13 protein-coding genes are annotated in these 15,006 nt (G+C 37.2%); 2 read left to right on the forward strand and 11 right to left on the reverse strand.

Going from position 1 to position 15,006, the window contains the following annotated elements:
- Positions 1 to 30: 30 nt before the first annotated feature.
- From AB3I34_RS08575 to AB3I34_RS08620, 10 genes are all read right to left on the reverse strand, one after another.
- Positions 31 to 771 (reverse strand): MBL fold metallo-hydrolase, encoded by a 741-nt coding sequence (locus AB3I34_RS08575; RefSeq protein WP_002356393.1) that lies wholly within the window; start codon positions 769 to 771, stop codon positions 31 to 33.
- A gap of 145 nt (positions 772 to 916) precedes the next feature.
- Positions 917 to 1,708 carry a DUF975 family protein gene (locus AB3I34_RS08580; RefSeq protein WP_002376501.1) on the reverse strand — a complete coding sequence of 264 codons (792 nt, stop codon included), beginning with the start codon at positions 1,706 to 1,708 and terminating at the stop codon, positions 917 to 919.
- Between the two features lie 20 nt (positions 1,709 to 1,728).
- Positions 1,729 to 2,811 (reverse strand): M42 family metallopeptidase, encoded by a 1,083-nt coding sequence (locus tag AB3I34_RS08585; protein ID WP_002367214.1) that lies wholly within the window; start codon positions 2,809 to 2,811, stop codon positions 1,729 to 1,731.
- A 212-nt stretch (positions 2,812 to 3,023) separates the two neighbouring features.
- Positions 3,024 to 4,298: a D-alanyl-lipoteichoic acid biosynthesis protein DltD gene (gene dltD / locus AB3I34_RS08590; RefSeq protein WP_002376500.1), complete on the reverse strand. Its 1,275-nt coding sequence runs from the start codon at positions 4,296 to 4,298 to the stop codon at positions 3,024 to 3,026.
- On the reverse strand, positions 4,298 to 4,534 hold the full coding sequence (dltC, locus tag AB3I34_RS08595) for a D-alanine--poly(phosphoribitol) ligase subunit DltC (RefSeq protein WP_002356389.1): 237 nt from the start codon (positions 4,532 to 4,534) through the stop codon (positions 4,298 to 4,300). Before dltC ends, dltD begins: the two co-directional genes overlap by 1 nt.
- A gap of 32 nt (positions 4,535 to 4,566) precedes the next feature.
- Positions 4,567 to 5,772 carry a D-alanyl-lipoteichoic acid biosynthesis protein DltB gene (gene dltB / locus AB3I34_RS08600; protein WP_002382500.1) on the reverse strand — a complete coding sequence of 402 codons (1,206 nt, stop codon included), beginning with the start codon at positions 5,770 to 5,772 and terminating at the stop codon, positions 4,567 to 4,569.
- Positions 5,769 to 7,289: a D-alanine--poly(phosphoribitol) ligase subunit DltA gene (gene dltA / locus AB3I34_RS08605; protein ID WP_002368807.1), complete on the reverse strand. Its 1,521-nt coding sequence runs from the start codon at positions 7,287 to 7,289 to the stop codon at positions 5,769 to 5,771. The genes dltB and dltA overlap by 4 nt, the downstream gene beginning before the upstream one ends.
- A gap of 14 nt (positions 7,290 to 7,303) precedes the next feature.
- Complete coding sequence (locus tag AB3I34_RS08610; protein ID WP_002356384.1) at positions 7,304 to 7,453, reverse strand: teichoic acid D-Ala incorporation-associated protein DltX; 150 nt, start codon at positions 7,451 to 7,453, stop codon at positions 7,304 to 7,306.
- Between the two features lie 203 nt (positions 7,454 to 7,656).
- Complete coding sequence (locus tag AB3I34_RS08615; RefSeq protein ID WP_010712766.1) at positions 7,657 to 9,753, reverse strand: ABC transporter permease; 2,097 nt, start codon at positions 9,751 to 9,753, stop codon at positions 7,657 to 7,659.
- Positions 9,743 to 10,510 (reverse strand): ABC transporter ATP-binding protein, encoded by a 768-nt coding sequence (locus tag AB3I34_RS08620; RefSeq protein ID WP_002356382.1) that lies wholly within the window; start codon positions 10,508 to 10,510, stop codon positions 9,743 to 9,745. The genes AB3I34_RS08615 and AB3I34_RS08620 overlap by 11 nt, the downstream gene beginning before the upstream one ends.
- A 405-nt stretch (positions 10,511 to 10,915) precedes the next feature.
- Between AB3I34_RS08620 and nrdD the strand changes: the two genes are divergently transcribed.
- Positions 10,916 to 13,099 (forward strand): anaerobic ribonucleoside-triphosphate reductase, encoded by a 2,184-nt coding sequence (gene nrdD, locus AB3I34_RS08625; protein WP_002385686.1) that lies wholly within the window; start codon positions 10,916 to 10,918, stop codon positions 13,097 to 13,099.
- 33 nt (positions 13,100 to 13,132) lie between these two features.
- A complete protein-coding gene (nrdG, locus tag AB3I34_RS08630; protein ID WP_002376495.1) occupies positions 13,133 to 13,729 on the forward strand; it encodes an anaerobic ribonucleoside-triphosphate reductase activating protein in 597 nt (198 codons plus the stop codon).
- Between the two features lie 44 nt (positions 13,730 to 13,773).
- On the opposite strand, the gene dinB is transcribed toward nrdG, so the two are convergent.
- Positions 13,774 to 14,889: a DNA polymerase IV gene (gene dinB, locus AB3I34_RS08635; protein ID WP_287045479.1), complete on the reverse strand. Its 1,116-nt coding sequence runs from the start codon at positions 14,887 to 14,889 to the stop codon at positions 13,774 to 13,776.
- Positions 14,890 to 15,006 lie beyond the last annotated feature (117 nt).

Consider the following 15,006-nt stretch of genomic DNA (forward strand, 5'->3'; position numbering starts at 1 on the left):
TCGGTTCTCTCCCTTGGTATAGTTACTTTTTTAAATCTCAACTGTTAAATCTGGTTGGGCTAATGTCACTGGAATTTCCGTTCCAGCATAGTTTTGCGCTTCTTCACGTAGTTGTTCCAATGACCCATGTTGTGGTAAATGGGTCAACATCAATTGTTTGACTTGTGCTGCTTTGGCAATTTCACCCGCTTCTCTTGACGTAAAGTGTGCATGATGTCGTTCATTACCTTCAAATAAGTACGTATCCGCTAAGAATAAATCCGCGTCTTTTGCAAAGTCTTCAAAACTTGCTAAGTAACCAGAGTCTCCTGTAAAGACAAAGACTTTGCCGGTCGCTTTTTCAACAATCCGCATCGCGTAACAAGTGACAGGATGAATCGTTTCCATGAAAGTAATCAAAAATGGTCCTACTGCCAACTCTTCTGCTTCAAAATACTCTTTCCCTTCGGAAACGTTAGGAAGCGTTAGTTCTTTGAAATGCATTTGATCTTGTGTATGGCCATATATTGGCAAAATAGGAGTCGGTTCCAGCGTTGGATAAAGCTGACGATAATATTGTAAAACGCCTAAATCTGCGATATGGTCATGATGATAATGCGACAGAATGACAGCATCTAATTTCAATGGATCTAGATAGTTTTCTAAACGCACTAATGTCGTACTGCCTGCATCAATAAGCAAATGAAAGCCTTCAGATTCTAACAAATAGGAACTCGTTCCTTCTCCTTTGTATGGATAAGCACCTAAACAGCCTAAGACAGTCAATTTCATGTGTGGACAACCTCCTTCAATACGATACTTCCATGTTACCATAAAATAACGGAAAAACGAGGTTAAAACGCTTAAATTTTCACAAAAATACCAAAGAAAAAACCTGAACCCTTTGTCGAGATGACGAAGGATTCAAGCTTCTATTTTATTCTTCGGCTAAACCTTTTTCTTCTAAGGCAGTTTGATAAAAACTAGCTAACGCTACATAGTTATAAGGAATCACCCATAATAGACCGATACCAATAGCTAAAAAGCCCACAATATACCAACCAATAAAAGAAAATTGTAAACATAAATATTGCCAAAAACGATTTTTCATTAAATATAACGCCTGTTTTAACGCCATCATAATTGGCAGTTCTGGATTATCAAAACGTAGCCACACAGCAAATTGAAAAACGCCACTCACAAATAAACCAATTAAAAAGATTAAGATAGAGGCGACGCCAAACGCTAGGAAAAAGGAAAAATCATTTAAGAAAAAGGCTTGGACTTCCTCTGGTGTAACTGTATTAAACATCAATTTGAAATACAAGGTTGTCCCTGCCCCAAATAGAATTGGTAACAAAAATAACAAACCAATTACACGTTCAAGTACTTTTTGAAGTAGGTTGACCACAAATAGCGGACCATAATATTTTCCTTGAAAAACACTCATTAAAATATTGACCCGCACCTTTTCACCACGCAACACCTTCAAGGCTGCGTAATATAGCGCATAACTTAACGCGAATAAAACAAAAATTTGCAGTAATACTGCGGCAAAACTACTTTGAAAAACTTGATTTTCACCAGAAAATAAATTTTGCACAATCGATGTTAAGAAGCTCTGTAAAACCACTCCTAAGAAAGTTAACCAAGCCATGATTCCCCATTGCCCATCAAGGGCTCTGCGAGCATTGGCACGATGTTGCGAATTTGTTACTAAACTTTTCATTCATTCCATCCTTTCTGAAACTAATAACTAGTCAATTTAGCGACTGTTTCTTTATCTAGACGTTTCACCACTTCTGTGACTAATTTGACTGTGTTGAAATAATCATCTTCATGAATAACTGAGGTATGTGAATGCAGATATCTAACAGGCACCGTGATGGCTAATGATGGAATCCCGTTGCGCGTTAAATGCATGCGGCCAGCATCCGTACCTCCCCCTGTAATCACTGTATATTGGAAGGGAATGTTATTTTCTTCCGCCACTTGAATAACAAAATCACGTAATTTTTTATGCGGAATCATCGATGCATCATAAATCAAAATTTGTGGGCCTTCACCTAAAACAGAGTCGGCTTCTTTAGGTGTCATTCCTGGTGTGTCACCAGCTGTTCCTGTGTCTAAAGCAAACGCTATGTCTGGATTCACAAGATGCGTACTTGTTTGTGCACCGCGTAGCCCAACTTCTTCTTGCACATCACTGCCTGCAAATAAAATATTGGGGTGCCCTTCTGTCGCTAAATTTTCTAAAACTTTTAATGAAACGGCCGTACCAATTCGGTTATCCCACGCTTTTGCCAATAAAAATTTTGTATCATTCATGCGACGATAGTCAATATATGGTGTCACCATATCCCCTGGATGAATCCCCCATTCTGCAACTTGTTGATCGCTACTTGCACCAATATCAATAAACATATCTGCAATCTCATAGGGTTTGTTACGAACTTCCGCTGTTAACACATGCGGTGGTTTAGACCCAATGACACCATGGTAAACCTTACCAGTCGTGGTTTTAATCTGAACTTGTTGGGCCAACATCACTTGCCCCCACCAACCGCCAACGGTTTGAAATTTTAAAAAGCCTTTTTCTGTGATTTGGGTAACCATGAAACCGACTTCATCCATATGCCCAGAAATGTAGACTTTTGGTCCTTCTTTATCACCAACATTTTTTGCAATAATACTGCCAAGGCCATCATATAAAAATTTATCCGCATACGGTGCTGCATACTTTTTAAATAACGAACGTACTTCGTCTTCATTCCCAGCAATCCCTTTAGCACTTGTTAAATCAATTAACATTTTTTCTTCTTTTGCATCCATAAAAATAACTCCCCTCAAAAACCAATTTTATCCATTATACCACGAACTAAAAAAATACTTACAAAAAATAAATTGAGCAACGTTCTCCACTAAAAATAAACGAAAAAACAGCCTGCACGCTCGTTATTCAACGGCAGGTACAGGCTATTTTTATTGTTACGAAGCGCTTCTAGTCCGCTTCAGATAATTGGTACTTGATCCATCTTGCCTTCTTAAAATTGAGGTAAGACCAATGGATTTTGTTGTTGCCAATCTGTCTGATAAAAACGATCATCAATTTGATACGCTAACTTTTTAGACGCCGGTTGTTTCATAAATTCATCTACTTGACGATCAACAGCGAGCCAACCACGCCAACCTAAATGAATCGTGTCCGCCATAAAGTAACGTTCATTACTACATGTTGAGAAGTCAGCAATGTTAGTAAAGCCTTGCTCTTGAAGTTGATATTTCAGCTTGCGTGCTACTTGTTGCAACATATCTTGTGACAAGCCCGTATAGTCCGACCAACGTTTGTTAACAGGTGGGATTACAAATAAAACATCGACATTTTTTTCTGCTAACTGTTCTAACGCAGCTTGGAAATCACCATATTCTGGAGAAAAACGATAATCCCATTTCTTTTGTGAATGAGCTAATTTCGGTAAAACTGGTTTAATCCGTTGGCGATAAAAACCGTTACTTATTTCAAATTTATTATTATTAATGGCTTTTGCCGCAATTTTTCCAGCTAGCTGATCTAATTCATTAAAATTATAAGTAGCAGGTAATTGTTTCATATCTTTTTCAACAATTGGTTCTCTGCTAACCATGCCAATTTGGCTAAACAATTCATCTTCACGATTCAAGAAACGGAGATTCATTATAAAATAATCTCGTTGAGAGCGTTGGGGAAGTTGCCCTGCCTGAAGATTTGCCAAGGTTTCCATTAAGACTTTGTCTTTTTGAACAACTGGAAATTTGATCAAACGTTGTGCTAGATATTGGTCACCGCTGGTTAATTCGGTTAAATTAGCTAACCATTGATAGGTTTGTAATTGTGAATAGTGTGCACCAAAACTATCATTAGGTACACCCTTTTTGACAAACCATTGCGGAGATAAAATAAAGACCGCTTTCTTATTGGCAATCGCATCGCCCATCGAATGAATGACCATTGCTTGGGTTAATGACTGTGTGCCCGCTTCTCCTAGTAAAAACGGTCGATAGTTCCGTTGATACTTTTCAGAGAGCACACTAGGGTGGAAAGCACTAAATCGACTTAATTCAGAAGAGCCAAAAAAAGGAACATATTTACCAGAAGCCACTGCTTTGTTTTTAATCACATTGCCTTTTAAAACGTTCGGTGCCATTGACGTTGATGCTTCCTTCAACGTTTTTTCGGAAGTTAAATTGATTCTGAACGGTGCAAAAAAGAACACTGCAACCAAGACCGCTGAACAAAGCACTGGACCTAAGATTCTGATTAGTCGTTTTTTTCTAGACATTATTGTAAAGCTTCCACTTGTTGAATGATTTGTTTTGGTGTTCCCCATACTTCACGGTCAAAGTCTGATACAGGAACTTGGATTCCTAATTGTCCTTCAATTTCTACTAATAATTGAACCGTTGCTAAAGAGTCCAATAATCCTTCTTCAAATAATTGAATGTCTTGATTGTTCACAACTTCGTCTGTTCCTGTAATATCTTCTAAAATGTTTAATACTGTTTCTTGAATGTTCATTGTAAATTGCCCCTTTATATTTTTATTTTTGTTTATTTAAACCATAGTTTGTCTAAAAATCCTGAGAAAATCAGGAAGCTGACACAAACCGCTTGGAAAGTTAAAAAGACTGCAAATGCATGTGTAAATTTGTTTGATGGTATCTTGTCTTTATGTTTTTTCTTAAAACGTAGCCAAGCATCTGTTACACAAATTAGTGTTGCATGGTAGAGCCCATAAGCGATGTAGAACCACGTTAATCCATGCCAAATGCCCATAATTAAGAACAATGCAAAGTAACCAATATTAGAAGTCACAATCCGACTTTTAAAGACTTTCTTTTTCATTAAGAAAAACATTAAGCGCATGTAAATGTAATCACGGAACCAAAAAGATAAGGTCATGTGCCAACGATTCCAGAATTCTTTAATATTCCAACTTAGGAACGGTTTGTTAAAGTTCATTGGTGTATCATAGCCCATTAAATAACTTGTGCCAACGGCCAGTAAACTATAGCCTGCGAAATCAAAGAATAGATACAAACTGTAATTATACATATAGCCGACTGTCCACCAAGATAAACCACCTTGTGCCAAGGCCATTTTTTCCACATGTGGTAAAAAGACACCACCAAGATAATGACTGATAATAAACTTATATAAAAATCCTAGAAATAAATAAAAAATTCCTTTTTCTAAAAAGTCTAAATATTTCTCCGCACTCGGCGGATTTTTCAAATCTTTTTCAAAGCGCCGATAACGATCGATGGGTCCTGAAGAAATAGTCGGGAAAAACAAGAGAAACTGAATGTAACGAAACGGATGATATTCTTTCATTACGCCATCCCGTAAATCCATGACCACTTGGACCGCTTTAAAGGTTAAATAAGAAATCCCTAAAAAGCCAAGTAAAGTTGTTTTGCCTGTCATGAAGGGAGAAACTTTCACCCAAACAAGCGGTAATATAGCTAAAAAGACAGCCAGATAAAAGACCCAACCTGCATTTTTATTTTTTCGATAAGCCGCATAGCCCCACGTTAGTAACGTTTGATAAATAACATATACAATCAGAGCGACTCCTTGTTGCCAAAATTCGCCACCAAAACTGATATATAGAAAGACCAGTGTCACGAGTGTTTGGTACCAAGGCCAACGTGTCCCTTTAATGGCTAAAGTTAAAATCATCGGCAACAAGGCCGCAATTAGCAGAACAAAGTAATACGGCGCATTATAGGGAATCATATGAGGAAAATTCATCATGTGGCATTCACCTCATTCATCAACCCTTTCCGATCAATTTTGCCATTACTTGTCAAAGGTAATTGTTCAACATATACAAATTTTTGCGGAATCATATAGTCCATTGTCAACGTGGCTAATTCTTGTTTAATTGCCTTAGTTAATTGAAAATCACTTGAAAATTCATGTGCTTGCGGAACGACATAGGCAATTAATTGTTGGACTTTATTTCCTTGATATTTCGGCACAACGACTGCTTGTTTCACGTAGGAAACATTCGTTAAGTGATGATCTACTTCTTCTAACTCAATGCGGTAGCCATGCAATTTAATTTGAAAATCTAAGCGTCCCTCATACTGCAATAGGTTATCGACTAACTTTCCAGCATCGCCTGTGCGATAAGCTGGTACGCCATCTAATTGGAAAAAAGCTTCAGCTGTTTTCGCAGGATTATTTAGATAGCCTTTGGAAACACTTGGTCCAGCAATGACGATTTCACCAATTTCACCTGCAGGTAATTTTGACATACCTTCCATAATATAAATTTGCGTATCCTCTTTCACATACCCGATTGGTAAACGTTGAACACTTTTTAAAACTTCTTGAGTGATTTCAATGGCACTAATCGCTACAGTCGCTTCTGTCGGCCCATACGTATTATAAATATGCGCAGTTGGGAAACGAGCGGCTAATTTCTCAGCCGTTGGTTTTGGTAATTCTTCTCCACAGAATAAAAACGTGCGCAGTGCTGGTAGATGTTCACCATCGAAGCTTGGTTCCATTAGACACAATTCAATAAAGGACGGTGTTGAAACCCAGACGTCGATTGTTAATTGTGGCAAACGCGTAAATAATTGTTTAAAATCGTTAATGATTTCATTGGGTAACGGAGTTAATGAGCCGCCTAACGCCAATGCGGGATAAATAGACATCACCGATAAATCAAACGAATAAGGTGCCTGTGCTAAAAAGCGGGCCCCTTCTTCTAAACCAAAATCTTGCAACAACCAATTCGTAAAGCTAACTAAATTATCATGGCTGATTTGCACACCCTTTGGTACACCAGTTGTCCCTGAAGTGAAAATGATATAGTAATTACTTGCTCCTGTGACAGGCGTCAACGCAGGCGCATGTCGGGGTGCATGCATCATCATTTCTGTTAATTCTTCCGCCGTAATTACTGGCACTTCGGTGGCTAACTCAGGCCATTCATGCACAGCAATCACTGCGGTTGGTTTGGCTACGTTTAGAATTAGTTCAATGCGTTCTTTTGGTGTATGTGCATCAATGGGGATATAGCTAAAACCAGCTTTCGATGCGCCTAGAAAACTCACAATCATTTCAAAATCTAATTCTCCGTATACGACAATCGCTGACTTGTCCGTTTTCAGCTCGGCTAAATAAGCGGCTAGATTGTCTGACTTTTCTTTTAACTCTCCATACGTAGAGACTTTTTCTTCGGTTAAATAAACAGGACGTTGGGGTTCTTTACGTGCCCATTCATCAATCGTTTGAATCATATTAATTACTTTTTCCATATATAGCCGCCTCCTTAAAACTCGTTATAAATGAAGGTTCCTCCATTGATATTCTTGTAATGATAAAGATAAATTAATGCAATGACAATGAAAGAATAAAATAACGTTTTACCGATGAATTTAAGACTTTCGTTATTGAGAATTTTCTGAAAAGTTGTTTTCATTATCATTCACCTCCTAAGGTTAATCGCTATCCATTATTTTATGCTATATTTCAGCAAAGTCCATTGAAATTTCTTACAATTTAATAAAAAAACTAACAATTTCGTCACTTCTTAAATTTTCATGATTTTCATAAACGGAACTCTCATAATTTTTTCGCATAAAGAAACTGTAAAAACCGCTTCACAACGGCTTTTACAGTTTTTTAAAAATGGATGTGTCGAATCATCCGCGCATAAATGGCAGACGTTAAAATATAAAAAATTAGATAAACAATTATTAAGATTCCACAAGAAAGATATACTAACAAATATCCTGGACTCTTAATAAATTGGCTTAACAAATAAATAGCAAAGGTGGTATGCAAAATCCCAATGACCATCGGCGGAAAGAAAATCAAACTATTCTGTCGATAAATTTGCTTAGTTATCGCTTTACTAGAAACACCCATCCGTTTTAAAGTCACGTAATCTTGACGCTCACTTACAGCTGAAAACAGTTGTCGTAACATCAAAATACTGCCCGTAATAAACAACGCTAAAATTGCCACAAACATGGAGACATATAAAGTCAAGCCGTTAATTTTTCGTTCATAGCGTAAAGAGGCGTAGCGATCATTCATATTTAGCCGCCAAGTTTCTGTGACATCATCTTGCGTATTCTTTGCCTCTTCGTTAGGCATTTGTTTGGCAAAACCACTCAACTGCTGGTTATTTTTTTCATACTTATACAAAATTGGCGCTTGCCATTCTGTGGCAATCTGTTTATTTACAGCTTCATAAAGTTTTTCACGGCTTTTCGTGTCAACATTTACGGCGTTAATCTGATACTGAATGGAATTTTTTGTCACTTTCTGATAAAGGGCATCGGAAACGACAATCGTTGGTAAGGAATATTGCAATAAAAAATTGCCTAGATAGTTAGGCAGCACTTGTTGTAATTGTGCCTTCTCCCCTTCAACAAATTGCAGTTTCGATTCATAACGAGACATACCACTTAAAATATTGGTAAAGCTATCCATATAGATAACACTTTGGTCATTTTTTAAATGTAAATCGTTTAAATAAGGATTAATTTTTTGATAGTTACGGTAGTTGGAGAAAGATAAAACATTAACTGCTTCAATCGTTTCTTGTTCCTCTGGCGCTTGACCAATTCGCAAACTGCGTTCAATTCCAGTAATTTTATAAGAAAGTGTCACTTCATTTTTTATTTTGGTGTCCTTCGCTTCATCGAGAACTTTCTTCAATTTAGGATAGCTTTCCTGTGAAACTAAAAAGTCCACGGGGCCATCACTGTTGACCGTGTGCATACTAATCGTATACACAAAAACCATCACGCCGATCCCACTCAAGGCCGTCGCAATTAACAAGGTCAAACCAGTGAGTGTTTTGCTACTTTTAAATAAGTAGCGTTTGGCATTGCCTAAAGTAATCATGCGTAAATCTTGGTAATACCATTTTTTTCTATGATTAAATAAGCGAATGATAAAATACATGGTATAACGGAAAAATAAATACGTTCCCACCACACAGAGACCCAAAATGATAAAAGGCGTCAACGTAATAATCATTGGAATCGAGATATCCAATGAATCATTTAATTGTTTATACACAATACCTGTCGCTAAATTACGAAAATCAAACGCGATAAAATAACCGGCCAGTAAACAAATAGGACCTAAAATACCTAGAAACTGCCGCCGTTTCGTTAAACGACTATAATTAATTTGACCAATTTTTTCTTGGTGCATAAGCTGCGACAATGGATAACGATAAATCATCCAAATACTTCTTAAGCAGACAATCAAAATCATAAATGCAAAAGCTACACCGGTTTCAATAACGGAACGCCAAGAAATATAGAAGAAACTGGGCACTTCTAAAAACATAACTTTGGCTAAAATCATTGAAAACAACTTGGTGAAAATCACTCCTAAAATAATCCCATTAATTAGTGAAACAAAGCCTAAAACTAAATTTTCCACTAAAAAAATTAGTGAAACTTGGCTCTTTCTCAAACCAATTAATCGATACAAGCCAATTTCTTGGCTACGTTTGCCAATAAAAAAGCGATTTGCTGCCAACATAAAGCCTAAAATAATAATGGTGACTAAGGTACTACCGAGTCCTAAAGATCGCTTAATTTCGATATCACGGCCTGCACCTGCGACAAGAGGCTGGTTGTAAGCGATCGCACGGAAACAATAATAAACGACCGCTGCAAAAGTCATACTAATGTAATAAACCAGATAATTAGGTACATGAGCTTTTAAATTTTTTAATGATAGTTTAAAAATCATTTGCGCGCCCGCCTCCACCAATCGTTGCTTGCATATCTATCACACGATTAAAAAATTCCTTACGTGATCCTTGACGAACAACTTCTGAGAAAATCGCACCGTCTTTAATGAATAAGATGCGATTGCAAAAACTGGCCGTGTACGGGTCATGTGTCACCATCAAAATTGTGGCATCATCATGTAGATTAATTTCAGCTAAATATTTCAACAATTCTGTTGCTGATTTTGAATCCAGCGAGCCAGTTGGTTCATCTGCAAAAATAATTTTAGGGTTCGTAATCAAAGCACGAGCAGCTGCTACCCGTTGTTTTTGTCCCACAGATATCTCTGGTGGATAAGCAGATAAAAGCTCCTGAATCCCCAAAATCGAAGTCACATGTAACAAACGTTTATCCATTTCTTCTAATGAAACTTTTTCTACAGCTAAAGGCAACAGAATATTGTCCTTCACATTTAACGTATCAATTAGGTTAAACGATTGAAAAATAAACCCCATTTCGTTTCTCCGAAAATCACTTAATTGATTATCTCGCATTTTTAAAATGTCTTGTCCGGCAATGCGCACGATTCCTGCGGTTGGCAAAATAATCGAGGATAAGACATTCAACAGTGTCGATTTACCAGCACCACTGGGACCCATAATCCCCACAAATTCGCCTTCATCAACGGTAAACGAAATATTATCTAATACTTCTGTTTTATTATTTAAACGACCATATGTCTTGCTGACATGATTTACTTCTACAATTTTTTTCATTTTTCTCGCTCCAACGTTTTGTTATTACTCTTATTTTACCAAGAAAAAATCTGAATGAACATCGTTTTATCTTACAATATCGTTCGGTAGTCAAAGAATAATTGGCATTTCGTGAATAAATCTGCAAACAATTATTATTTAATAATTGTTATTTTTTAGTGTTGCTTTTAGCAATTTGGCAAAAAACTCTTTGCTGTTTTTTAATTTGGACAAAGAATTTTTTTCACGCAAAAAAATTTGCTCAATCCTTTTCTTCATTTGTTTTCATATTTTTTCAAAACAGCACAAGCACAATATATAGTGTTTGTCTAGTGATATTTTACTAAAAATACGCAATATATCGATTGAATTTAGCCGATCTTTGTATTAGGATAGTTACTAACGAGATATAAGGAGCTGGATAAAATGATGAAGATTACTGATGAAAAAGCCGAGGATGTTAATCTCTCAACAATTAAAGTCGTCAAACGAGATGGTCGTTTAGTGACTTTCGATGATCAAAAAATATACGACGCTTTGATCAAAGCTGAACAAAAAATACATGACCAAGTCACTCCTTTGACACATCAAAAAGTCCAATCGATTGTTGCCGATGTCAATCGAGAAATTGCCGAACGTTTTACCAATAACGTAAAAATTTATGAAATTCAAAATATTGTGGAACATACTCTGCTATCCAACAATGAATATGCCTTAGCCGAAGAATACATTCATTACAGAACCCAACGTGATTTTGAGCGTAGTAAAGCGACTGATATTAATGTATCTATCGGCAAATTAATTAATAAAGATCAGACTGTCGTGAACGAAAATGCCAACAAAGACAGTGACGTTTTTAATACGCAACGTGATCTAACCGCTGGGATTGTTGGAAAATCAATTGGTTTAAAGATGTTGCCTTCACATGTGGCTAATGCCCATCAAAAAGGCGACATTCATTACCACGATTTAGATTATCATCCATATACGCCCATGACAAACTGCTGTTTAATTGATTTTAAAGGCATGCTAAACAATGGCTTTAAAATTGGGAACGCTGATGTCGAATCACCAAAATCAATTCAAACGGCCACTGCACAAATTTCTCAAATTATTGCCAATGTAGCTTCCAGTCAATATGGTGGTTGCTCTGCCGATCGGATTGATGAATTATTAGCGCCTTTTGCGGAACGTAATTATGAAAAACATTTAGCAGATGCGCAAGAATGGATTGAAGGAGAAGAACGCCAAAAAGCATTCGCTCGGAAGAAAACGAAAAAAGATATTTTTGATGCCATGCAAAGTCTTGAGTATGAAATTAATACTTTATTTACTTCCAATGGACAAACCCCTTTTACTTCTCTGGGATTTGGTTTAGGTACCAACTGGTTTGAGCGAGAAATTCAACGGGCGATTTTACAAATCCGAATTAATGGTTTAGGGATTGAAAAACGAACAGCTATTTTCCCAAAACTGATTTTCACAATTAAACGCGGCGTCAATGCGCAACCTACTGATCCAAACTACGATATTAAACAACTGGCACTTGAATGCGCAACAAAACGCATGTATCCTGATGTTTTAAACTATGATAAAATCGTTGAACTAACAGGTAGTTTTAAGGTACCAATGGGCTGTCGTTCCTTTTTACAAGGCTGGAAAGACGAACAAGGTGAAGAAGTAAATGTTGGCCGAATGAATTTAGGCGTTGTGACCTTGAACTTACCAAGAATCGCTTTAGAAGCGCAAGGAAGTCAAGAAAAGTTCTGGCAAATTTTAAATGAACGTTTGGCGATCGTTAAAGATGCTTTGGTTTATCGGGTTGAACGTGTTAAAGAAGCTAAACCAGCGAATGCACCGATTTTATACATGTATGGTGCATTTGGAAAACGTTTAGCTACACAGGATGCCGTAGATGAACTGTTTAAAAACAAACGTGCCACGGTTTCACTTGGCTATATTGGCTTGTATGAAGTGGCTTCTGCCTTTTACGGCGGTGCTTGGGAGGACAATCAAGAGGCCAAAAACTTTACACTGGATATTTTAAAAGAACTGAAAAAAAATGCCGACAACTGGGGCAACGAATACGGCTATCATTTTAGTGTCTACTCTACACCGAGCGAAAGCTTGACTGACCGTTTTTGTCGTTTAGATACTGAAAAATTTGGCATCGTCGAAAATATTACAGATAAAGAATATTACACAAATAGTTTCCATTATGATGTACGCAAAAATCCAACGCCTTTTGAAAAACTTGATTTTGAAAAGGATTATCCAAAATACTGTTCTGGTGGTTTTATCCACTACTGTGAATACCCCATGTTACAGCAAAATCCCAAAGCACTTGAAGCTGTCTGGGATTACGCTTATGACAAAGTTGGCTATTTAGGAACCAATACGCCAATTGATCATTGTTATGCCTGTGGTTTTGAAGGGGACTTCCATCCAACTGAACGTGGCTTTGAATGTCCAGAATGTGGCAATCATGATCCTAAGACTTGTGATGTCGTTAAACGGACTTGTGGTTATTTAGGTAACCCGCAAGCTCGCCCAATGGTACACGGTCGTCACAAAGAAATTTCCTCTCGTGTGAAACATTTAAAAAATTAAACTCGATTATTCCTATAGAAAGAAGTTTTGCTGATGCGTAATCCGAAACCACAAGAATGGAAAACCGAAGACTACAGCCAAAAAAAGATTGCCGATTACAAAGCGTTCAACTTTGTTGATGGCGAAGGTGTACGCAATAGTTTATATGTGAGCGGCTGTCTCTTTGCTTGTGAAGGTTGTTTTAACAAAGCTGTCCAAAATTTCAATTACGGAACGCCGTTTACAGAATCTTTAATGAATCAAATTATTGAAGATTTGTCCCATGACTATGTCCAAGGTTTGACTCTTTTGGGTGGTGAACCTTTTCTGAATACAGATGTTTGTCTTAGTGTAGTCAAACGTGTGCGGGAAACATTTGGCTCAACCAAAGATATCTGGTCTTGGTCAGGGTATACCTTTGAAGAACTACTTTTAGAAACGTCTGATAAGCTTGAACTACTCCATTCAATTGACATTTTAGTTGATGGGCGCTTTGAACTGGCAAAACGTAATTTAAATTTACAATTTCGTGGCAGCAGTAATCAACGGATTATTGATGTACCCAAATCACTTGCTGCTGGCAAAGCTGTTATTTGGGAAAAATGTCATGACGCCGAAACGTCTTATGAACAAATCAAAAAATCAATTTAAAAAAGTTAGCCCTTTAGCCATCTCTTGAGGATGTGTCTAAAGGGCTAACTTTTTTCCCATAAAGGTAAAACAATGTTTTCATACGCTAGTGGATCTAAATTCGTTAAGGTAATGCCTAATAAACGGATTCCTTGTTCTAAACCTAAAACATCTTCCCAAATTAAATTTGCTTGATAGAAAAGTTCTTCTTTTTTAGAAATATATTCAGGTAATGTCACACGTTTCGTAATCGTCGTATAGTCAGTATAACGAACTTTTAGGACTACTGTTTTGCCATGTTTTTGCACTCGTTGCAATGCACGCTCTACTCCTGCTGCTAATTGTCTCAATTGAGCCGTAACCTGCTCTTCCGTCGTTAAAGGGGTGCCGTAAGTATGTTCTTTCCCTACCGACTTACGATCTCTAGTCACTTGAACTGGCGCATCATGGATACCGCGGACTTTACGATACAATGAATAACCCATTTTACCGAATAACCGAATCAACGTCATCTCATCTTGCTTGTATAAATCTGCTCCAGTAAAAATCCCTAGTTCATGCATTTTAGGCACTGTTTTTTTGCCGATTCCGTGGAAATCTTCAATCGGTAATGCTTTCAAAAAATCTTCGGCCTCTTCTGGTAAGACAACCGTCAGGCCCTTTGGTTTCTGGAAATCTGATGCTAACTTGGCTAAAAACTTATTGTAACTAACACCTGCCGAGCAAGTTAACTGCAATTCATGCCAAATATCATATTGAATCATTTTCGCAATTTTAATAGCCGACTTACTGTTGACCTTATTTTCAGTTACATCTAAATACGCTTCGTCAATAGATACTGGTTCAATCACATCTGTATAGCGGCGAAAAATTTCACGTATTTCTTGAGAAATTTCACTATATTTCTGATAATTACCTGGCTTAAAAATGGCACTTGGACATAGTTCATACGCCTTTTGAGCACTCATAGCCGAGTGAATACCGTACTGTCGAGCAATATAATTCGCTGTAGTCACCACTCCTTTGCCCCCAGTATCACTTGGATGGCGCGCAATAACTAACGGATGTCCTACTAACTCTGGATGATCTCGTTCTTCAACTGAAGCAAAAAACGCGTCCATATCTATATGTATAATTTTTCTCGACGTATCTTTTTTTAAGGGAAAACGTAATTCGCTCATCATTTTGATTCGCCTCCTTCTTCTATTATATACGAACGTCCGTTCTTTTTCAAATGACAGATTTACAATTTAAGTGCAACACAAAAATCATAGATAAAATTCTTGTCTAATGGTGTA

Origin of the sequence: Enterococcus sp. C102(2024) (genome assembly GCF_040888205.1) — a bacterium.
Lineage (GTDB): Bacteria > Bacillota > Bacilli > Lactobacillales > Enterococcaceae > Enterococcus > Enterococcus faecalis.